The organism is Pseudomonas sp. Sample_21, assembly GCF_004307525.1.
Taxonomy (GTDB): domain Bacteria; phylum Pseudomonadota; class Gammaproteobacteria; order Pseudomonadales; family Pseudomonadaceae; genus Aquipseudomonas; species Aquipseudomonas atacamensis.
Genome location: NZ_RCNZ01000118.1, coordinates 1 through 21,149 on the forward strand (window position 1 = coordinate 1; position 21,149 = coordinate 21,149).

Consider the following 21,149-nt stretch of genomic DNA (forward strand, 5'->3'; position numbering starts at 1 on the left):
GACCCGCCCCAGCTCATTAGCGGCGCTGACCTGGTCAGGCGCGAACATCACGCCGAACGTCGACAACACGGCGTCGTAGCTTTCATCGGGAAAAGGCAAAGCCTCGGCATCGGCCACCTGAAAAATCACCTCCAGATGTTCGGCCCGGGCGCGATCCTGACCACGCTCTAGCAGTGCCGCGACGTAATCGGTGGAGGTCACCACACAACCGCGCCGCGCCGCTGCCAGGGTGGCGTTGCCGTTACCGGCGGCGACATCCAGCACCTGTTCATCACAGCGCAGATCGCAGGCCTCGGCGAGGCTTTCACCGACGATCTGCAAAGTCGTGCCGATCACGGCGTAGTCGCCACTGGCCCAAGCGACTTTCTGACGTTCCTTCAGGGCAGTGAGATCAATCGGGGTACTCATGACAGCGAGCTCCGTGGCAGAGAGAAAGCACAGGCTGCGACGCGGACCGTGCTTGCTCACTATCGCGCCGAGGCTGCCCGGCGTCCCTGTCAATCGTCCGGCAACCCCGTAAACCGGGCACTTTGCCGATGAGTGGTGAAGATCTGTCAAGCGCCTGATACACCTTGCGCATTGTCAGCGTTGCGGGATTGGTTTCTGATGCGGGCTCGCCCAAGCAAAGGACTCGACCGATGTCACTGCACCTCGACTGGCTCGCCGCGCACATGCAACACAGCGATCGCTACGCGGCGTGGATTCACCAACAATTCCACTACGAATACGCCGACCAGCCCCTGGCTCAATGGCAGCGCGAATTTGCCGAGGGCCAAAGCAATGGTGAATGGTCGTGCCTGATTGCCATGGACGGTGAACGCCTGCTCGGTGGTGCCGCACTGGCCCGCAACGACTTGGCTGATCGCGCCGATCTCGGCCCATGGCTCGCCTGCGTATTCGTTGATCCCGAGGCGCGCGGGCGAGGGTTGGCGGAGCAGCTGATTGAAGGGATTTGCGAGGCAGCAAAGCAGCGTGGGGTGTCGCGCTTGTACTTGCACACGCAAGACAAACACGACTACTACCGTAAACGCGGCTGGCAGCTATTGGAGGGTTTCCAGGCGTGGGAAAAACAACAATGGCTCATGGTCCGCGACCTGTGAGCCATTGGTTTTTTTTGATCAGGCTGCCGGTGCTTTCGCCTCCTCCAGCAACTGCTTGATCATCTGCTCCTGCTCGGCATAACGACCTTCACCGAAGTGGCTGTAACGCATCTGGCCCTTGGCGTCGATCAGGTAATGCGCCGGCCAGTACTGATTGTCGAAGTTGCGCCAGATCGCATAGTCGTTGTCGATCGCTACCGGGTAGGTGATGCCGAGTTTTTTCACCTGATCCTTGACGTTGTTGATGATGCGCTCGTAGCCGTATTCGGGGGTGTGCACGCCGATCACTATCAGGCCGTCCTTCTCGTATTTCTTCGCCCAGTCTTTGACGTACGGCAGGGTGTGCTGGCAGTTGATGCAGTCGTAGGTCCAGAAGTCCACCAGCACCACTTTGCCGCGCAGGGATTCGGCACTGAGCTCTGGTGAATTGAGCCACTGCACAGCGCCCGACAGCGACGGCATTGCGCCCCGAGCCTCGTCCATCATCGAATCGGCGCGGACCTTGCTGACGAAGTAGTCGACCACTTTCGGCACGTTTTCCAGGACGTTTTTCTCGACGCTGGCCACGCCCTCGGAAGAGGTATTGGCGAGCAGGGTTTTGTCGGCGCCCGTCGAGATCACCGCGACCGTAGCAAGCACCGCAACCCCGGCACCGCGACGCAACCAGCCGCTGAACGGGATCGACGGTTTCAGCCGATTGACCAGACCGCGCCCGGCGAAGATCAACGTGCCCAGCGACAAGGCACTGCCGACGCCGTAAGCCAGCAGCAACAGGCTGGTCTGCGCATTGGCGCCTTGCAACATCGCGCCGGTCAGAATCACCCCAAGGATCGGCCCGGCACACGGCGCCCACAACAGGCCGGTGGCGACACCGAGCATGATCGAGCCCATCGGTCCGGCACGTTTACGCGTGTCCTGATCGAGACGATTGCCGAGCGCGACAAACGGCCTGGTCAGCCAGTCACCGACGCGGGCCGAGATCAGCGACAGGGCGAACAGCGCCATGACCAGCAAGGCGACGTGGCGGCCGGTGTTGCTGGCCTGGATCACCCACTCGCTGCTGACCACCGCGAGGCTGGAGATCAGCGCGAAGGTCAGCGCCATGCCGGCGAGGGTCAGGAAGATCGAGGAACGGGTACGGTTTGCGCCAGCGAACAGAAACGGCACCACCGGCAGGATGCACGGACTGAGAACGGTCAGCAGACCGCCGAGAAATGCGATGAGGTACATAAGGGGTCACCTTGGAATGGGGGCTGGGCACGCAACCGGCCAGCGAGGGAAACGTCCCCTCGCTAGCTCGCTTTATTTACACCGTGGCTCATGCAATCTGGCCGTCGAGCAACTGCCCTTGAGGCGTACGACTGGCACCGTTTTCCGCGACCAGTTGGCCTTGCGGTGTACGGCTGGAACCATCAGCGGCGACCATCTGGCCTTGCGGTGTGCGGCTGGAACCGTCAGCGGCAACCATCTGCCCCTGCGGCGTGCGGCTGGAGCCGTCAGCGGCGACCATCTGCCCCTGCGGTGTGCGGCTGGAACCGTCAGCGGCAACCATCTGCCCCTGCGGTGTGCGGCTGGAGCCGTCAGCGGCGATCAAGGCATCGCTGCCCTCCTTCGCCACGGTGGTCAGCTGGAAGCAGGTGCTGCTGGCGCAACTGCTCTGCTCCACAGCACTGTTGGCGTGGGCGGCGGCACCGGTGAAGGCGAAGGCTGCTGCGGTCAGAAAGCGCGAGACGTTGTTCATGGCAAAACTCCTTGCAGAAAAAGTAGGGATGACTCAGTTCTGGTTGTTGCAGCCGTCAGCGAATTTGCTGTAATCCAGCTCGCGGGTTTTGCCGGCGGAATCGAGGTAGGTCATGCGCGCCTCGGTGATGCCGCAGGTCACCGAGGTGTCTTCGGTCATCGACAGCACTTTCTGGATATCCAGATGCGTGCCGTAGGTGTAGGTTTGCCGGCTGACGTCAGCTTCGGCGTGGGCCGACAGGGTGCAGATGTTCAGAGCGGCGAACAGGCAGGCGGCGAATACGGATTTGTTGTTCATGGTGTAGTCCTCAAGGCTTCAGTGGGTTTGAGCCGAGGCGGTCTGTGTGTGCCTCGATGGAGCCTATTTGAGGCCTTCGAGGTATCGCGTCTGTGTCAGGAAAGGACGAGAATCACTCGTTGTGTATCCATGCAGCGTGTAGATACAGAGCGATACAAAACCCCGAAAAAATCGTGATTTTGCGTCGGTGTGTATCCGCCGCTGCGGCAGATACACTGCAATACAAAGGCAGGCAGGCGTGCGGTCTACGGCGCTATAGACTGCACGGCATTCCCCCTTTGACAGAGGCTTGAACCGATGGAACATGTCGATCACATTCTCATCGTCGACGACGACCGCGAGATCCGTGAACTGGTAGGCAACTACCTGAAGAAGAACGGCCTGCGCACAACAGTGGTCGCCGATGGCCGGCAGATGCGCAGCTTCCTTGATGCCAACACCGTCGACCTGATCGTGCTCGACATCATGATGCCCGGCGACGATGGCCTGCAGCTGTGCCGCGAATTGCGTGTGGGCAAACACAAGGCGACGCCGGTGCTGATGCTCACCGCGCGCAACGATGAGACCGATCGCATCATCGGTCTGGAAATGGGCGCCGACGATTACCTGAGCAAACCTTTCGCCGCCCGCGAACTGCTGGCGCGGATCAACGCCGTGTTGCGCCGCACGCGCATGTTGCCGCCGAATCTGGTGGTCACCGAAGCCGGACGCCTGCTGGCGTTCGGTCGTTGGCAGCTGGACACCTCGGCCCGCCACTTGCTCGACAGCGACGGCACCATGGTTGCCCTCAGCGGCGCCGAATACCGCCTGCTGCGGGTGTTCCTCGACCATCCGCAACGGGTGCTCAGCCGCGATCAACTGCTCAATCTGACCCAGGGCCGCGAGGCCGATCTGTTCGATCGCTCGATCGATCTGCTGGTCAGTCGCCTGCGTCAACGCCTGCTGGACGATGCTCGCGAGCCGGCCTATATCAAGACCGTGCGCAGTGAAGGTTATGTGTTTTCGCTGCCGGTCGAACTGCTCGGAGCTTCGGCATGAAACTCAAGCTGCAATGGCCGCGCACCCTCGCCTCGCGCCTGTCGCTGATCTTCCTGATCGGGCTGATTCTGGCGCAGGGCCTGTCGTTCGGCGCGCAGTATTACGAGCGTTACCAGAGCGCGAAAAGCACCATGCTCGGCAACCTCGAAACCGACGTCTCGACGTCGATGGCCATCCTCGATCGCCTGCCCGCCGCCGAACGCGAGGCCTGGCTGCCGCGTCTGGCCCGGCGCAATTACGGCTACCTGCTCAATGAGGGCGAACCGGGCATGCCGGTGACCTCGGCTGAAAAGTCCGTCGCGATCGCCTCGATTACGGCGGCCATCGGCGACACTTATCCCATCGTGTTTACCGAAGTTCCCGGCGGTCCGAGACAACATTTCCAGGGCCACTTGCGCCTGAGCGACGGCAGCCCGGTGACCATCGATATCCGCCCGGCGATGGTGCCGTTGTCACCGTGGTTGCCGGTGGTGCTGTTGGGCCAACTGGCGTTGCTGATCCTCTGCACCTGGCTCGCCGTGCGCATTGCCATCCGTCCCCTCACCCGCCTGGCCAACGCGGTGGAAACCCTCGACCCCAACGCGCACCCGATCAAACTCGACGAGCAAGGGCCGACCGAAGTTGTCCACGCGGCACGGGCGTTCAACGCCATGCAGACGCGCATCGCCGCCTACCTGAAAGAACGCATGCAACTGCTCGCGGCGATTTCCCACGACCTGCAAACGCCGATCACCCGGATGAAACTGCGCGCAGAATTCATGGACGACTCGGTCGAGAAAGACAAACTGAGCAGCGACCTGGGCGAGATCGAACATCTGGTGCGCGAAGGCGTGGCCTACGCTCGCAGCGTTCACGGCGCCACCGAAGAAAGCCGGCGTACTGATCTCGACTCGTTCCTCGACAGCCTGGTCTTCGACTATCAGGACATGGGCAAGGACGTGCAGCTCGGCGGCAAAAGCAAAGCGGTAATCGAAACCCGCCCGCAGGCCCTGCGCCGGGTGCTGGTGAACCTGACCGACAACGCCCTGAAATTCGCCGGCGCCGCGCAATTGCAGGTCGAAGCGCAGGGCAACAGCCTGTCGGTGAAAGTCCTCGATCGCGGCCCGGGCATCGCCGAGGCCGAACTGGCGCAGGTACTGGAACCCTTCTACCGCGTGGAAAACTCGCGCAACCGCGACACCGGCGGCACCGGGCTCGGACTGGCGATCGCCCAGCAATTGGCCTTGGCGCTCGGTGGCTCGCTTATGTTGAGCAATCGTGAAGGTGGCGGGTTGTGCGCTGAACTGAAGTTGCCGCTGCCACGCTGAGAAAAACACCGACTAGACTCATTCATTACCCAGTCGAGGGGGCCGCAGGACGTCTGCTGTGCCCTGCCCCAATCCGTGACCACCGCCCGGTGGCGCCTGCCTCGACATTCAACGCCGCCGGACGGTGATCCTGTTTCAGGAGCACACGTGATGAATGAGGCGAAGCTCAACGAATTCATGGGCAAACTGGTCAACGACATGGGTGGTGCGGCGATGCTGGCCAATGTCATTGTCGGCGAAGAACTCGGTCTGTACCGGGCAATGGCCGACAGCCAACCGATCAGCCCCGAAGCCCTCGCGGCGAAAACCACCTGCAATCCCCGCCTGGTACGCGAATGGCTCAGCGCCCATGCCGCATCGGGCTATATGGAACACGTTGACGGTCAATTTCGCTTGCCTGAAGAACAGGCACTGGCGCTGGCCGTGGAGGATTCGCCGGTGTATGTCGCTGGCGGTCTCGGCGTGGTGGCGTCGTTTTTCCATGACAAGGACAAACTGGTCAAGGTCATGCGCGGCAATGGCGCCTTGTCTTGGGGCGATCACCACCCGTGCATGTTCAGCGGCACTGAACGCTTCTTCCGCCCCGGCTACAAAGGTCACCTGATTGCCGAATGGCTTCCGGCCCTGGACGGCGTGGTGGCGAAGCTGGAACGCGGGGCCAAGGTTGCCGACATTGGCTGCGGTCACGGCGCCTCGACAGTGATCATGGCTCAGGCGTTTCCGAAATCGCAGTTTGTCGGCTTCGACTTCCACGCGCCGTCAGTCACAGTCGCTACGCAACGGGCCGAAGAAGGTGGCGTGGGCAATCGCGCCAGATTCTTCGAGGGCACGGCGAAAAACTATCCCGGCGGCGACTACGACCTGATCTGCTTTTTCGACTGCCTGCACGACATGGGCGACCCGGTCGGCGCCGCTCGCCACGCTTATGAGTCGCTGAAGGACGATGGCACGGTGTTGCTGGTGGAACCGTTCGCCAACGACAAACTGGACGACAATCTCAACGCGGTCGGGCGCCTGTTCTACGCCGCCTCGACGTTTATCTGCACGCCCAATTCGCTGTCCCAGGAAGTCGGCCTCGGGCTCGGTGCGCAGGCCGGTGAATTGCGCCTGCGCAAAGTCTTTGTCGAGGCCGGGTTCAAGCAGTTCCGCCGCGCCACGCAGACACCGTTCAACCTGATTCTGGAGGCGCGCAAGTAACCCGTGCGGATCGCGTGCTAACCTGCCGGCACTACCCATTCTGGAGTGCTGAGCATGCTCGATAGCCCGATCCGCGAACATCTCGATATGCTGTTGCAGGCCATGGCCGACGATAAATTCCTGATATTGACCGGCGCCGGCATCAGCACGCCATCGGGCATTCCGGACTATCGCGACAGTGACGGCGTCCGTCGCGGGCGGCAGCCGATGATGTATCAGGAGTTTCTCGCCGCCCCGGAATCACGCCGGCGCTACTGGGCGCGGGCCATGCTCGGCTGGCCGCGCGTGCGAAAGGCCCGACCGAATGCCGCGCATGAGGCGCTGGCGACGTTACAGCAGCGTGGCCGGATCAGCGCTTTGATCACGCAGAACGTCGATACCTTGCACGATCAGGCCGGCAGCCACGATGTGATCGAACTGCACGGCAGCCTGCATCGAGTGCTGTGCCTGGATTGCGGGCAGCGCAGCGAGCGCGACGCGATCCAGCGCCAGATGGAGGCACACAATCCCTACCTGAGTGGTGTTGATGCGGTGCAGGCGCCGGATGGCGATACCTTGCTCGACCCGGCATTTGAAGCGCGCTTTCAGGTACCGCAGTGCCCGCATTGCGCGGGTGAGCGGATGAAACCGGATGTGGTGTTTTTCGGCGAGAACGTGGCGCAACCGACAGCCGCACGGGCGCTGGCCGCCGCCGAGAATGCGGCGGGTTTACTGGTGGTGGGATCGTCGTTGATGGCGTATTCGGCGTTTCGCTTGTGTCGGGTGATTGCCGAGCATGGCAAGCCGTTGATGGCGATCAATCTGGGCAAGACCCGGGCGGATGATCTGCTCGATTTGAAGATTGAAGGCTCGTGTGAGGAGCTTTTGCCGTGGTTGGTGGAGGAGCTGGGGCGGTGAGTTTTCGAGTATTGCGCTCGACTTGAGATTTGCCCCTCACCCTGGCGCTTTACTTGTACGTACCAGCCTGATGAGGCCGGGAGTGGCCGACGTTGATGCCTTGGCTCATCAGCCAAACTGCCCCTTTAACTATATTAAAAAAGTGAAACCATCAAAACTCAGGGTATCGCCTCTGCTCGATGTTATTTTCATCTTTTTTACATTGACGGCACTAAATTCAACCAACTGAGAACCAAAAGGATTTACTTCCAAAGCTGCATTTCCCAAATAATTACCCGCCCGATCAAAAAAGTTAACCACGTTAGCGAAGTCCACTCCAGCGCAATAAAAACTGACTTTTGAATAGGTAAATTTAAATTCAAACCTTATCTCGGAAAATAGCGACGCCACTAAAAACTTCCCCCGAATTTGCGTTGGTGAATCTGCGGGCGTTTGGTTAATCAAAACTTTAGAGGGGGGCGATGCAGTTATTTCCATCCCAGGGGTATCGATATAAGAGGCGTAATCTCCGACATCAAGAGTTTCAAAATTTTCTCCCAATACCGGAGCTATCACGCTGAAAACTATTGGTGGAGCTGAAACCGGCCCGCTGCCATACAAAGCTTTGGCGGTATAGACATATCTCACAGCAGACAAGTCATTTACTTGTCGAGTCCAATTACCGTCAGCGTCCACAGTCACCGCTGTTCCAACCACAGCCACGCCATTGTAAAGCTGGATTTTCTGGCTTGCCGACGCCGTACCACTCAGGACGACACTCGTCTCGACCGTATCTTCTCCGTCACGAATTTCCTCACCACTCAGCAAGCCTTTTACCGAGGTGATTACCGGAGTCAGCGCCACTAAGGCCTTGACGATGTACTTCATCCTCTGAAACGTCAGCGCCTCCGCCTCCACTTGGCTCCCACCTAACCCAGCCTTAAACTCCACAATCAACTCGCTCCCATCCTTCAAATTCTGCAGCGCGGCAAGCGGGATCGGGTGGGTGTAATAGCCTTGGTCGATCCATCTCTGGTTGGTCTGTGAACTCGGCGGTTGCCAGAACGTCTGGGTGTAAGGACTGCCGTCGCTATTGGTGCCGCTCAGGCGCAGCCAGACGTACTGGCGCAGCGCGATCAGCGGCCAGCTGTTCATACTGATGGTCGCGTCGCTGGTCGACTGGCTGACGTCGAACTCCGGTCCCTCACCGCCGTTGGCTGCTTGCATGATCCGCGGGCGCCCCATGGCCGGGTCCTGCTGTGCAATCGGCTGCACCGCCAGAATGAATGGCTTGGAATCCTTCGGTGAGCCATTTCGAATCACGGTGTAATGCACCGTCACCGGCCTGTTCAGATTGAACGCCAGCACCCCATTGGGCAATGGGACTGCACAGTCACCCTGGGTGGTCACCTGGACGGGTTCGGTGGTGTGGCTCCCGGCTCCGGCCGTACCTGTCCAGGTCACGCTTAATTGGGTACCAACCATGTTGTCGTAAGCAGGAACGATGGCGGTCAACGCCTTGGCCTTGAGCGGATCGAGGCTGTTGTCATCGGCCTCCTTGATGCGAGGAGCATTCAGCTCCACGGCCGTGCCGATCAGCAGCGGCTGCTCCATCGACGCAGGCAACGGTTGCCCGTCTCGGGTCACGATGTAAAAAACCTTTACCGTTTGGTCCTTGTTCAGATCGACGTATCTTTTCGCCACAGGAAATTCCACTTCCTTTGCGCCCCAGTTGGCCGGGACCTGGAACCAGTCGGTGAAATCCAGCATACCGTCCAAGTGGACGTCGATGCGATCGCCGGTTTCGATGTCGTAGTTGACCCGAATATAGGTGCCGTCGACCGGCACCGCTTCAGGATCCAGAGTGTCCCCTTGGGCGAAATCCACCGTCGGTTTGGGCAATTTGGCACCAAGGCTTTTGACTTGCAGCGGTAATTGATAGGAAGGCAGGGTTTCACCGCCGCTTTTGGTCAGGGTGTAGCTGACGGTGAGCGTGCCCCCCTGCAGCGGCGTAATGTGGATCGGCGAGACACGACGCTCGATGCCGTCTTGCGCGCCGCTGCCCGTTACCGGGATTGGAATGGTGTGCGGCAGGCTCGCTCCGCTCGCCGTTTTGCCGTCCCACAGCAGGAGGATAGAGTCGCCCCCCTCGATCAGATCATGTTTTTCGATGCGTACCAGAGCGCCTTCAGGCGGCAGGCTGGCCGGGTCCAGTACATCGCCTACCACCCCCTCGACGCTCGGTGCCGACAGTTGTTCGACCTGGCCGATGATTTGCACCGTGGTCCGTCGCGAGCGCCGGGGTGTGCCGACAAGTGGAATTACCTCATAACGCACCACGGCATTGCCTTGGGCAATGGCCCGGACCTTGTCGTTGGGAATATCGAAATCAAGTGGCCAGCCGATGTCTTCGGTCTTCACTTCCTTATCAAGTTCCACCCTGACTTCCAGGCCTTCGGCGGTGTATCCGAGCCAGTACAGGTACACCCGATCACCCGGGTCCATACGCTCGGTGTACACCGGGGTTTGCACCTTGGCATCCTGGTTGCCCAACTTGACCAGCTCGATGACACCGCTGACGGCATCCACCACGCGCGGCGCGGCGAGCAGGTTCCCCCCGGCCTCGACATCGGTCGTGACATGCAGCGACCAGCGCGACCAGTTGTTGACCTCGTCACGGATGTCATAGCGCACGATGACCCGGCCAGGGGCGGCGATCAGCGAAGCCTTTTCCACTCGAAAATCCACCGGTTTGCCCACCTCGGACGTGGTCAGCGGCGGGTGCGTCTGGCGCTGACCGCCCCAGTCGCACTGGATGATGTCGCCGACGGCCATATTGTCGTAGACGCCACAGGTCACGGTAATGCCGGGTTCGGCGATGGCGTCATCGATCAGAGGCGGGACGCCGGTGGGCGCGCGCAGGTTTTCGTTGATGTATTCGGTGCCGGCATCGTCACCGGTATTGCCGCCAGGGAGCAGGCGCTTGACCTTGACCGTGGCCGGCGGTGAGGGATCGGTCTGGCCGCCAATCGCAGCGGTGACAAAATATTGGTAGGTGTGCAATCCGTCGGCGTGTTCGAGGATGTCCGCAGGGTCGACATCCAGGGGGATGACGCCAGTGCTCAGATGATTGGCATCGACCGTGGTGCTCTCCGCCGGCAGTTCCTGCCACTTCAGTTCGACGAGGTCATTAAGTTGTACGGCGCCGGGCTGCAGGACAATCTGCACACGCACCGGGCTCTCAGGATCGTTGAGGTCTTGCCAGCGCAAGCCACCGTTGGCAATCGCGGCTGGGATGGAAGGCGCATTGAGCGCCAGCGGCTTGTTTTCGGTGAGCGCCGGGACAGACACTTCTTTGATGGTCATGATTACATTCCTTGTGAAAGTCCAGCGCGGCGACATGCCTCGCAGGCGGGCAACGCTAATAAAATTCCGGACACCAACTGTCACCCGGCTTCTTGACGTCGCAATTCACTCGCTTTTTGCGCGAGGTCGTCGGCCCGCTCCCGTTGCTGACGATCAACCAGGCCTCGACACTGCCGCGGCTGCAAACAGCGAAGTGGTGCCGCGCCGGCACTGGAAAATCGAAGTAACCGCGGGTGAGGTCTTCCTGGGTCATTACAGAGGGCGGCTGCGGGTTATAGGACGCTTTGGTGACCGGATTACCGCCGACATCCAGCGTGTCGTAGCCGACAAAAAACAGTTCGATGGCATCACCCACGGCTGCGTGGGTGTAAGTCAGGGCGATTCGAACCGGGTTATGCAGACCGGCGGGGCCTTCGATCAACTGATTGAGGCCGATGGCGCCATTGACGTTCAGGACCGGAAATTCCGGCTCGCCGATAAATCCGTCCCCCGGTAACTGACCGGAACCAATAACGGTTGCTGTGGCAGTGGCCGATTGGCCGACCGGCAGCCCCCCGCGCTTCACTACATAGGAGGCGCGAACATCGCTGCCGGTAACGAACAAGTTGTTCGGCACCTGTATGACACAACGCCGCAGTTGCCCACTGCCATCGGCCTCGATAATGCCGCTAAGCGGAAACGAATGACCGGGCGGGGTGACGGTGACCAAACCACTGATGCTGTCATTCATCTGAAAGGTCGGTAATCGCGGATTGACGATGACCGACAGAGGCCTTCCCCCCAGCTCGTCGCGATCAATGATCTGCGCATCATCGGTTTCGTCATTGGGATTTTCACGGAAAATCGGCGCGTGAAACGCGACTCGGTCGAGGTCGACGTTGGCGACAATCGCAGCGGACTCACGGCTGTACTCGGTGGGGTTGTTCAATTGCGTGATCACGGTATAACGGATTTCGAACAAAGGGCTGTTACCCGCTTGTTCAAACATGGCTTGGGTCAGCGTAATGATGATCGGCTTGCCCTGCTCTTCAGGTTTGAGCACATGAGTGAAGCGACGGCCATTAAGCTTCAGGATGATTTTGTCGTAGGCATGATCATGCGGATAATCCAGCGTCAACTTTACCCCGGCGGCGGCCTCGTCCCGGCCAATCTGCGGCGGGTTGCCCAGTTCAGGCGGGAGAGTGATTGCCAGAAAAGGATGGTCGCAAGTACCCGGCACGTTTTTACCGCCGGGTGGCTGATAGTGATAAAGCGCCCAGGCGTGGGTTGATGGACTGCTGTTGCCGCTGCTGCGCTTGACCACGTAGTAGAAAACATTGATGCCTTCAACGAACAGCGACTCGGCAACGTCGAAAATCACAGGCTGATCAGGGACGTCTGGAACGATGACATCAACCAGCAGCGGGACTTCCTCGTCCAGTGCCACTGTGTATACCGATATCGATTGGTACTCTCCCCTTGGAGGGTCGATACGTGCCGAGGTCGCGCTGATTTGTGGAGCATTATCCTTGAATGCGCTGTGGGCCAGGCCTTCCAACGGGACTCCGCCTGGCACATCCGGCTCGACAATTACCGGGGAGATGCCCGCCTCGAACTTGATGGGGAACAGGGTTGAATCGAAGTCGAAGTCCGACATGGGGGCGTCCTTGTTTGCAATTCGCTGAGCGTGCAATGCTTGGACGCTATTACCCCTCGGGGGTGTTGCGCTGTCTACTGTCAGAAATTACAGGTAGGCGGGGCAATCCGACGGGCGGTCGGTTAGCCCCAGCGGCCCCTCACCCTGGCCCTCTCCCGAGGGAGAGGGAACTGACCGAAGTGTTCTGGCTTAGTGCGCCCGATCCAGCCCCGCCAGCAATGCGCTGTCGTGGCTGTAGATGTCCGGCGCATAACGAACATGGCCGCTGCTGTCGACTTGCGCCGTCCAGTAGGTCATCAGGATCGGCACCGGCGCCGACAGGCGAAATTCATGGGTGGTGCCGGTTGCCAGCAAAGTCTCGGTGCGGGCTTTTTCCGCCGGGGACAGCAGCAGATCGCGCAGTTGCAGCGGGTGCTCGACCCGCACGCAACCGGAGCTGAACGCCCGTGGGCCTTTTTCAAACAGCGCCTTGCTCGGCGTGTCGTGCAGGTAGACCGAGAACGGGTTGGGGAAACGGATGACCATTTGCCCCAGCGGATTGCGCGGGCCGGCGTCCTGACGCAGGAGGATGTTGCCGGGGTTGTCCCAGTCGATGTCCGCCGCCGCCAGAGGCTGGCCGTTGGCATCGAGCACTTGCAGGTTCTGACGGCTGAGGAAGGTCTGGTCCTTGCGGATTTCCGGCAGCTTGTCTTCTTTCCAGATGGTCGGCGGTACGGTCCAGGTCGGGTTCAGCGTCAGGCGGGTGACGCGGGATTTGAGCAGCGGCGTCTGGCGTTCGGCGCGGCCAACCTGGGTGCGGGTCTGCCACACCGGTTGACCGCTCTGATACAGCGTCAGCTCAGCGGCGGCCACGTTGACCACCAGGCCACTGGGCTCCATGTCCTGGGCGATCCAGCGAAAACGTTCGAGATTGACGCGCAACTGATCGCGGCGGGTCAGCGGGCTGATGTTCAGCTCGGCAATCGTGCCCGGCCCGACCACGCCGTCAGCCTGCAACGAATGGCTGGCCTGAAAGTGCTTCACGGCTTCCACCAGCACGTCATCGTAGGCGTTGTCCGGTGTCACCAGTGCGTGTGCCAGATAACCTTCGCTGTACAAGCGCCGGGCCAGTTCCGGCACGCGCGGGTCTTCCATCGCCGGACGCAGCAACGGGCCGTTGCCCACCGGCTGCCATTGCGGCAAGGCTTGCAAGCGTTGCGCGGCGTACATCTGACGCAGGCTTTGATATTGCGGCAGATGCGGACGCGCCAGGTCGAACGCCGCAGCAATATCGTTCATGCCCGGCACGGCAATGCTGAGCAATTGCGCCTGACGGTCGGTCGGCGGGCCGTCGACACGCCACAGCGGTTCGAAATGCGATTGCAACAGACGGCCGTAATGCAGATCCTGCAAGGCCTGCAGGTAGTTGCGGCTGATGTCGATGTCGGCGCACAACTCGCCATCCTGCGGCGGCGTAGTGGCCACGGCGTAGCGATTCGGATTCAACCCATCATCGGCCAGCAGCTGCAATTGCGCGCGCAATGCCGGCAAGCGTGCCGACTCACTCGCCCACACCGGCATCCAGTCCTGCTGTTCATAAAACGCCTGCAATTGGCTCAACGCCGGGCCATTGAGACGCGGAGCGATGGCCGGGCACGACTGCGCCAGGCTGATCAAAACCGCCTGCAACGGGCTGCGCGGCTCGACCGGCAATTGCGTTTCAGGCGTCGGCAGGGTTTCGAGCGGGGGCAGCGGCTCATCGGCGCAAGCGACAAACGGCGCAGCGAGCAAACAAATGCTCAAGTAGCATGCGTACTTTTTGAACAACTGCTTTACTCCAATCCATGGCCGTCCAGATGACGGTCAACCTTACATCAGGTGCGCTGAACAGTCAGGCTCGAACCGCGAGCCTGCGGGTATTGACTGGGAGTCAGGAGCCAAAGTGCCGTTTATGTAGCAAGTTGAGGACACTTTATAAAATGTTGACGTTTTTGCGCCGACTTCTGTTGAGCACCGCGACCCTTGTCGCCGTGACCAGCCCAGTATTTGCCGCCGGCAAGCCATCGCCGGTTCTCTACAACAGCCTCGCCCACGCCGCGCCGGAACTCAATCCCCAGGCGCTCAAAGGTGCATTGAACGCCATGCAATGCGCGGTCAACAACGGCGCGAAACCCTCGCGGCATCTGGCGATCATCGATTATTCGCAACCGTCCACCGAACGCCGCCTGTGGATCTTCGATCTGAGCAAAAAGAAACTGGTGCTGCGTGATCTGGTTGCCCACGGTTCGAACTCCGGGGAAAACTTCGCCACGCAGTTTTCCAATCGCGAAGGCAGTTATCAGTCCAGCCTCGGTCTGTTCCGCACTCAGGAAAGCTACGAAGGTACTCACGGCTATTCGCTGCGCATGGATGGTCTGGAACCCGGTTTCAATGATCTGGCCCGTGATCGCGCGATCGTGATTCATGCCGCCAGTTACGTGAACCCGCTGTGGAGCAAGCGTCAGGGGCGTATCGGCCGCAGTCAGGGTTGCCCCGCCGTGCGGCCGCAGATCGCCAAACAGGTGATCGATCGCCTGAAGAACGGCCAGTTCATGTTTTCCTGGTATCCGGATCAGCGCTGGCTGCAAAAGTCACCGTATCTGAACTGCCAGCCGCAGCAGGTGGCGAGCATTCTCAACACCCACGCCAGTTAACGCGCGTCGCCGCCGGCGGGTTTGTAGAACAGGAACCTGCCGGTCTGCGCGGTGTTGCGATAGGCCTTGGCCCAGCTCGGGTGCACGCCGCGATCGTGAAAATACAGGGCACCGCGCGTGCGGTCCTTGAGCTGACGGTTCAACGCCTTGCCGGCGATTTCCTTGGCCAACGCGTATTCGGCGTCTTCCTTGACCTGATCGGGCTTGCCATCGCACCACCAGGAAAACTGGCAATTGCCGCTTTCCGATCCTTGCTTGACCACCGCGCACACCGTGTCGGGAAAGCCGTCGTGGCCGAGGCGATTCATCACCACACTGGCGACGGCTTCCATTTCCGGGGTGTCCTTGCCCTTGGCTTCCCAATAGATACTGCGCGCCAGACAGGTCAGCGGATCGTCCAGCGGCGCGGCGCCGGCCGGGTCTACCGCCTGCGCTTCGGTGGGGGTGATGGCCTCGGATTTTGGCGCTGGCGCGGCGCTGACTTTATCCGCCGCTTTCTCCTCCAGCACCTCGGCTTTCTGTTCGGCCTTGGCCTCGATCGGCGCCTGCGCCCCGGCCCATGCTGCGCCGGTCAAAAAGATCCACAACAAACCGCCCGCCAAGCCTTTCGATCCCATGTCGATTCTTCCGTCAGCGCCCGCCCGGGGCAAGATGTTACGTCGGTGAGACGCCCGGTTTGCGGGGTCTTCGCAGAGTGTAGCGAGCAAATGCGCGGGCACACCAGCGCAGAAAAAAATCCGCCGCAAAGAAAAACACATTCACTCACCGGGGGCCTTTCGCGCATCATGGGCGCATTCAGCTCAAGGGAGATTTCCATGCGCTTCATGCCGTCCGTTTTGCGTTGTGCCGCACTGTCGCTGGGCGTGGTGTTCGCCACCTCGGCGCTGGCTGCCGATGAACTGCAATTGATCGAGTCGATCAACAGCTATCGCAGCCAGCCGCAGCGTTGCGGCACGCAGGCATCGAACGAGTTGCCACCGCTGTCGGCCGACCCACGGCTGCGCCTGCCGGCCAGCGGCGCGGTCGATCTGCAGCAGGCCATGACCAGCGCCCAGTACCCGATGGTCAACGTGCAGGCGATCACCCTCAACGGCCCGCGCGATGCGGCGTCAGCAATGAAGGCGATTCAGGAAAGCTTCTGTCAGGTGGTGCTCGATCCGCAGTTTGTCGATATTGGCGTCAACCGTGTCGACCGCGACTGGCGCATCGTCCTCGCGCGGCCGTTGCTGACGGCGAAACTCGGCGATGCACAAAGCGAAGGGCAAAAGCTGCTGGCGCAACTCAATACCGCGCGCGGCCAGGCGCGCCAGTGCGGCGGCCAGTCCTTCGCGGCGGCAGCACCGCTGGCCTGGAACGCCACGCTGGGCACGGTCGCTCAGGATCACAGCCGCGACATGGCCAACAACAATTACCTCGACCACAAGGACGGCGACGGCCGCACGCCGGGCGACCGCGCCGAGCTGTCCGGTTACAGTGGGCAACTGGTCGGCGAGAACATCGCCGCCGGGCAAGACACCGTCGGCAAGGTCGTCGACGGCTGGCTCGCCAGCCCCGGGCATTGCGCCAATCTGATGAATCCGCAATATCAGGAACTGGGCGCCGCGTACGCGACCGATCCGAAAAGCAACGCCGGCATTTACTGGACGGCAATGTTTGGCGCACCGTAAGGCATCATCGACGCCGTCAATCATTCGGTCAGCCAGAGTGATTGGACGGCATGGCGAGTGCAGCCTACCCTGCGCGATCTGCGCCCGCTGACGGCGCTCCACATCCACGAGGCGAGCCCATGACACAGCGTGAATTGATCGATGGTCACAACCGCCGCGTGGATTATCTGCGCCTGTCGGTTACCGACCGCTGCGATTTTCGCTGCGTCTATTGCATGGCCGAGGACATGCAGTTCCTGCCACGCCAGCAGATCCTCACCCTCGAAGAGCTGTTCCAGGTAGCGCAAAGCTTCGTCGCCCTCGGCACGCGCAAGATCCGCCTCACGGGTGGCGAGCCGCTGATCCGGCCTGGTGTCGTGCAACTTTGCGAACAGATCGCCGCCCTGCCCGGCCTGCGCGAACTGTGCCTGACCACCAACGGCTCACAATTGGGCCGACTGGCCCAGCCGCTGTTCGACGCTGGGGTCAAGCGCCTGAACATCAGCCTCGACAGCCTCGATCCGCAGCGCTTCAAAGAGCTGACCCGTACCGGCGATCTGGCGCAGGTCATCGACGGCATCGATGCCGCGCGTGCCGCCGGGTTCACCCGCACCAAGCTCAACTGCGTGGTGATGCAGGGCCGCAACGATCACGAGATCAACGATCTGGTCAGTTTCGCCATCGAGCGTGATCTGGATATTTCCTTCATCGAAGAGATGCCGCTGGGCGCGATCGCCGAACACAGCCGCGCCGAATCCTTCTACTCCAGCGCGCAAGTACGCGAACGCATCGCCGAACGCTTTACCCTGATCGACTCGACCGAATCGACGCAAGGGCCGTCGCGCTACTGGCGCGTGGCCGAAGCGCCGAACATTCGCCTGGGCTTCATTTCACCGCACAGCCACAACTTCTGCGGTACCTGCAACCGCGTGCGCCTGACCGTCGAAGGTCGCTTGCTGCTGTGCCTGGGCAACGAGCATTCGATGGACCTCAAAGCGGTGTTGCGCGCCCATCCGGGCCACCCGGAACGTCTGGAGAACGCGATCATCGAGGCGATGAAACTCAAGCCGTATCGACACAACTTCGAAGTCAACGACGACGTGCAAGTGGTGCGTTTCATGAACATGACCGGCGGCTGATCCGCCGCGCAACCGGGACCGCGAGATGATCGTCAGACCGAGACCCAATCAGTTCGCCGTGCTGTTCACCCTCAGAGGCTCGATCGCCAAACGCATCGCCGTGCGCACTTTGATGCTGACACTGCTGGCGGCAGCGATTGTGCTGATCGAACTTCTGGTGCCGAGCTACTTCGCCCAGATCAATTCGACGCCGTTCACCCTGCTCGGCCTGTCGCTGTCGATCTTCCTGAGCTTTCGCAACAACGCCTGTTACGACCGTTGGTACGAAGGACGCAAGGCCTGGGGCGAGGTGCTGCTGCGGGTGCGCGCGGTGATGCGCGAAACCCAAGGCATCGATGACACGCGCCTGCGTGGACAACTGTTGCGCAACCTGTGCGGTTTCGCCCACGCGTTGAATGCGCGGTTGCGTGGAGACAGTGAGGAGCAGGCCAGCACCGACTGGGTCAGCCCGCCGATCGATGGGTCCGCGCCGGATCACTGCGGCCAGATCATTCATCAGGTCGGGCGCCAGTGTTCCGAGCTGGAAACGGCCGGTGTGCTATCGCCATGGCGTTATCAATTACTGGCCAATCACCTGACCTGCCTGAGCCAGGCCCAGGCCGTATGCGACCGCATCAAGAACACGCCACTGCCCTTCCCTTACACCCTGCTGCTGCACCGCACCATCTACCTGTTCTGCCTGTTGCTGCCGTTCGCCATGGCGCAATCGCTGGGATGGTTGACGCCGCTGTTCACGGCAATTGTCAGCTACACCTTTTTCGGCTTCGACGCGATTGCCGATGAACTCGAAGACCCGTTCGGCCGCGATGAAAACGATCTGCCGACCGATGCGCTGGTGCGCACCCTGGAGCGCGATGTGCTGTACGAACTCGGCGTCTCGCCGTTGCCGCCCGCGCCGGAACCGGACGATTACGTGCTGCGCTGAATGGCTCAGCGGCAAGCAACGACATGGCCCGGCGCGTCCGCTCGGGACCGAGGTGCGGCCATTCGCGAGCAGGCTCGCTCCCACAGTTGAAATGCACTCTCCTGCGGAAGCGAGTCTGCTCGCGAAAACAGTTGAAATGCATTCTCCTGTGGGAGCGAGCCTGCTCGCGAAAAAGGCAACTCGGTCAATTAGCCCAAACGCTGGAAAGCGCCACCGACGAATCTTCCATTTACACGCGCGCAAATTCCCCCTTACTATCCGGGCACACCGGTCGCCGGGCCTGCCCAGCCGCCGACGCTTTCCGCCAACGGAAACACGCGTTATGAGTACGTCACCACAACAACCGCAAAGGTTGCACGTCTCTGCTGTACGCGCCCACTGCAACAGGGGCCGCGTATGAACCGCATCGTCAATCTGCCCATGGCCCTGCGCCGTTCCAAGCTGCGTCACTCCGCACGCCCGCCGGATATCGCCATTCCTGCCTGATCGCGTGAGCTGTAACCGCGACAGTCAATTTCCCGATTTTCCTGATATCCCTGCCGGGACACTTACGCCTTTTTGTCGCGTCGTGTCCGGCCGAATCTGCGCGCCTGTGCGGCGCCACCGTGAGTGATTTGCCATGAAATTCGCAGCCATCGAAGACGCACGCCTGTTCCTCGAACAGAACCCCGATATCGACATGATCGAACTGTTCATTCTCGACGCCAACGGCGTGCCGCGCGGCAAGCTGTTGCACCGTGAAGAACTGCTCGCCGTGTATGAAAGCGGCCGACCGCTGCCGAGCACCATCCTCGGCCTGACCGTACAAGGCGAGGACGTGGAAAACTCCGGACTGGTCTGGGATGTGGGCGATATCGACTGCCGCGCCTATCCGCTGCAAGGCAGTCTGGTGCGCCTGCCGTGGCGGCAGATTCCGACCGCTGCGGTGCAGGTCAGCATGCACCCGAGCGAGGGCATGCCGGCGAGCATTGCTGATCCTCGGCACCTGCTGATCAAGGTCATCGACGGGCTCAAGGCCGAGGGTTATCACCCGATCATGGCCTGCGAGCTGGAGTTCTATCTGCTCGACACCAAACGCGATCACAACGGCCGCCCGCAACCAGCGCTGGACGCTGACGGCGGGCGACCGCGACACACGCAAGTCTACGGTTTGCGCGAGCTGGAGCAGATCGAGCCGTTCCTCGCCGACCTCTACAGCGCCTGCAAACTGCACGGTATTCCGGCGCGCACGGCGATCTCCGAATACGCCCCGGGGCAAGTGGAAATCACCCTTGAACACGGCGATGCGCTGGAAGCGATGGATCAGGCGGTGCGCTACAAGCGTCTGGTCAAAGGCGTGGCGCACAAGCACGGCATGCAGGCGACGTTCATGGCCAAGCCGTTCGATGATCTGGCCGGCACCGGCATGCACATGCACGTCAGCCTCGCCGATGCCGAGGGGCGTAATCTGTTCGCTTCTGAAGACCCGGCCGGCACGCCACTGTTGCGCACGGCGATTGGCGGCATGCTCGCCTCGCTGCTCGATTCGCTGCTGCTGTTCTGCCCCAACGCCAACTCCTACCGGCGTTTCCAGGCCAACAGCTACGCGCCACTGGCGCCGACCTGGGGTGTCGATAACCGCACCGTCAGCCTGCGCGTACCCGGCGGCCCGGCGCCGACACGACACATCGAACACCGCATCTGCGGCGCCGACGCCAACCCGTATCTGGCAGCGGCAGCGATCCTCGCCGGCATTCACCGTGGCATTCGTGAAGAGCTGGATCCGGGGGCACCGGTCGAGGGCAATGGATACGCTCAGGCAAAGGAATTGTTGCCGACCGATTGGCTGACGTCGCTACAAGCGCTGGAAAATTCCACGTGGGCACGGGAGGCGTTGGGGCAGGAATTCCTTGGGGTGTATCTGGCGGTGAAGCGTGCCGAGTATCGGCAGTTCATGGCTGAAGTGGGTGAGCAGGATTGGCGGTGGTACCTCACCGAGGCTTAAAGATCCGACACCGAACCTGTGGGAGCGAGCCTGCTCGCGAAGGCGTCATCACATTCAACATTTTGGGTGACTGACACACCGCTTTCGCGAGCAGGCTCGCTCCCACAGGGAATGCACTTCGAACCTGAATTTTTTGTGGACCCCGACATGACCATTCGCTGCAATTCCTACTACACCGCCACCCTCAACCAGGACACCGACTACCCGACCCTGCAAGGCCGGCAC

18 protein-coding genes and 1 pseudogene are annotated in these 21,149 nt (G+C 61.1%); 11 read left to right on the forward strand and 8 right to left on the reverse strand.

The features are described 5' to 3' along the window. Nucleotides 1-408 (reverse strand): class I SAM-dependent methyltransferase (locus tag D8U71_RS22835; protein WP_130888743.1); only part of this gene is annotated, 408 nt, incomplete at its 3' end. A 230-nt stretch (nucleotides 409-638) separates the two neighbouring features. Between D8U71_RS22835 and D8U71_RS22840 the strand changes: the two genes are divergently transcribed. Continuing rightward, nucleotides 639-1,100, forward strand: a complete 462-nt coding sequence (locus D8U71_RS22840; RefSeq protein ID WP_125926920.1) for a GNAT family N-acetyltransferase — start codon at nucleotides 639-641, stop codon at nucleotides 1,098-1,100. Between the two features lie 18 nt (nucleotides 1,101-1,118). Here D8U71_RS22840 and D8U71_RS22845 read toward each other — a convergent pair whose 3' ends face one another. The 3 genes from D8U71_RS22845 to D8U71_RS22855 all read right to left on the reverse strand — a co-directional run bounded on the left by D8U71_RS22845 (nucleotide 1,119) and on the right by D8U71_RS22855 (nucleotide 3,138). After that, entirely contained in the window at nucleotides 1,119-2,330 is a 1,212-nt protein-coding gene (locus tag D8U71_RS22845; RefSeq protein WP_130888744.1) for a cytochrome c biogenesis protein DipZ, read from the reverse strand. Between the two features lie 88 nt (nucleotides 2,331-2,418). Further along, the gene (locus D8U71_RS22850; protein ID WP_122751049.1) at nucleotides 2,419-2,841 is read right to left on the reverse strand and encodes a hypothetical protein; all 423 of its coding nucleotides are present in this window, start codon (nucleotides 2,839-2,841) and stop codon (nucleotides 2,419-2,421) included. 33 nt (nucleotides 2,842-2,874) lie between these two features. Continuing rightward, entirely contained in the window at nucleotides 2,875-3,138 is a 264-nt protein-coding gene (locus D8U71_RS22855; RefSeq protein WP_016775158.1) for a DUF2790 domain-containing protein, read from the reverse strand. A gap of 297 nt (nucleotides 3,139-3,435) precedes the next feature. On the opposite strand from D8U71_RS22855, the gene D8U71_RS22860 reads away from it, so the two are divergent. The 4 genes from D8U71_RS22860 to D8U71_RS22875 all read left to right on the forward strand — a co-directional run bounded on the left by D8U71_RS22860 (nucleotide 3,436) and on the right by D8U71_RS22875 (nucleotide 7,577). Further along, nucleotides 3,436-4,176, forward strand: a complete 741-nt coding sequence (locus D8U71_RS22860) for a response regulator (RefSeq protein WP_024013314.1) — start codon at nucleotides 3,436-3,438, stop codon at nucleotides 4,174-4,176. Further along, nucleotides 4,173-5,483, forward strand: coding sequence for a HAMP domain-containing sensor histidine kinase (locus D8U71_RS22865; RefSeq protein ID WP_110600973.1), 1,311 nt, complete (start codon nucleotides 4,173-4,175; stop codon nucleotides 5,481-5,483). Before D8U71_RS22860 ends, D8U71_RS22865 begins: the two co-directional genes overlap by 4 nt. Before the next feature lie 150 nt (nucleotides 5,484-5,633). Continuing rightward, complete coding sequence (locus D8U71_RS22870; protein ID WP_125926918.1) at nucleotides 5,634-6,680, forward strand: class I SAM-dependent methyltransferase; 1,047 nt, start codon at nucleotides 5,634-5,636, stop codon at nucleotides 6,678-6,680. Between the two features lie 54 nt (nucleotides 6,681-6,734). Further along, on the forward strand, nucleotides 6,735-7,577 hold the full coding sequence (locus D8U71_RS22875; protein ID WP_130888745.1) for an NAD-dependent protein deacetylase: 843 nt from the start codon (nucleotides 6,735-6,737) through the stop codon (nucleotides 7,575-7,577). 129 nt (nucleotides 7,578-7,706) lie between these two features. Here D8U71_RS22875 and D8U71_RS22880 read toward each other — a convergent pair whose 3' ends face one another. From D8U71_RS22880 to D8U71_RS22890, 3 genes are all read right to left on the reverse strand, one after another. Continuing rightward, nucleotides 7,707-10,922, reverse strand: a complete 3,216-nt coding sequence (locus tag D8U71_RS22880) for a hypothetical protein (protein WP_130888746.1) — start codon at nucleotides 10,920-10,922, stop codon at nucleotides 7,707-7,709. Nucleotides 10,923-10,977: 55 nt separating this feature from the next. Further along, nucleotides 10,978-12,558, reverse strand: coding sequence for a hypothetical protein (locus tag D8U71_RS22885; protein WP_130888747.1), 1,581 nt, complete (start codon nucleotides 12,556-12,558; stop codon nucleotides 10,978-10,980). A 189-nt stretch (nucleotides 12,559-12,747) separates the two neighbouring features. Then, entirely contained in the window at nucleotides 12,748-14,364 is a 1,617-nt protein-coding gene (locus D8U71_RS22890) for a L,D-transpeptidase family protein (RefSeq protein ID WP_130888748.1), read from the reverse strand. Nucleotides 14,365-14,516: 152 nt separating this feature from the next. On the opposite strand from D8U71_RS22890, the gene D8U71_RS22895 reads away from it, so the two are divergent. Continuing rightward, nucleotides 14,517-15,230, forward strand: coding sequence for a murein L,D-transpeptidase catalytic domain family protein (locus D8U71_RS22895; protein WP_016775166.1), 714 nt, complete (start codon nucleotides 14,517-14,519; stop codon nucleotides 15,228-15,230). Here D8U71_RS22895 and D8U71_RS22900 read toward each other — a convergent pair. Further along, complete coding sequence (locus tag D8U71_RS22900; protein ID WP_016775167.1) at nucleotides 15,227-15,847, reverse strand: cell wall hydrolase; 621 nt, start codon at nucleotides 15,845-15,847, stop codon at nucleotides 15,227-15,229. The two genes, D8U71_RS22895 and D8U71_RS22900, sit on opposite strands and share 4 nt — an antisense overlap. 198 nt (nucleotides 15,848-16,045) lie before the next feature. On the opposite strand from D8U71_RS22900, the gene D8U71_RS22905 reads away from it, so the two are divergent. From D8U71_RS22905 to D8U71_RS28675, 5 genes and pseudogenes are all read left to right on the forward strand, one after another. Further along, the gene (locus D8U71_RS22905; protein WP_130888749.1) at nucleotides 16,046-16,897 is read left to right on the forward strand and encodes a CAP domain-containing protein; all 852 of its coding nucleotides are present in this window, start codon (nucleotides 16,046-16,048) and stop codon (nucleotides 16,895-16,897) included. A 119-nt stretch (nucleotides 16,898-17,016) separates the two neighbouring features. Beyond that, entirely contained in the window at nucleotides 17,017-18,015 is a 999-nt protein-coding gene (gene moaA / locus D8U71_RS22910) for a GTP 3',8-cyclase MoaA (protein ID WP_016775169.1), read from the forward strand. Nucleotides 18,016-18,040: 25 nt separating this feature from the next. After that, entirely contained in the window at nucleotides 18,041-18,940 is a 900-nt protein-coding gene (locus D8U71_RS22915; RefSeq protein ID WP_130888750.1) for a bestrophin family protein, read from the forward strand. A gap of 619 nt (nucleotides 18,941-19,559) precedes the next feature. Continuing rightward, a complete protein-coding gene (locus D8U71_RS22920) occupies nucleotides 19,560-20,924 on the forward strand; it encodes a glutamine synthetase family protein (RefSeq protein ID WP_130888751.1) in 1,365 nt (454 codons plus the stop codon). Nucleotides 20,925-20,942: 18 nt separating this feature from the next. Beyond that, a pseudogene (locus D8U71_RS28675) lies at nucleotides 20,943-21,149 on the forward strand (FAD-binding oxidoreductase); the annotation flags it as partial.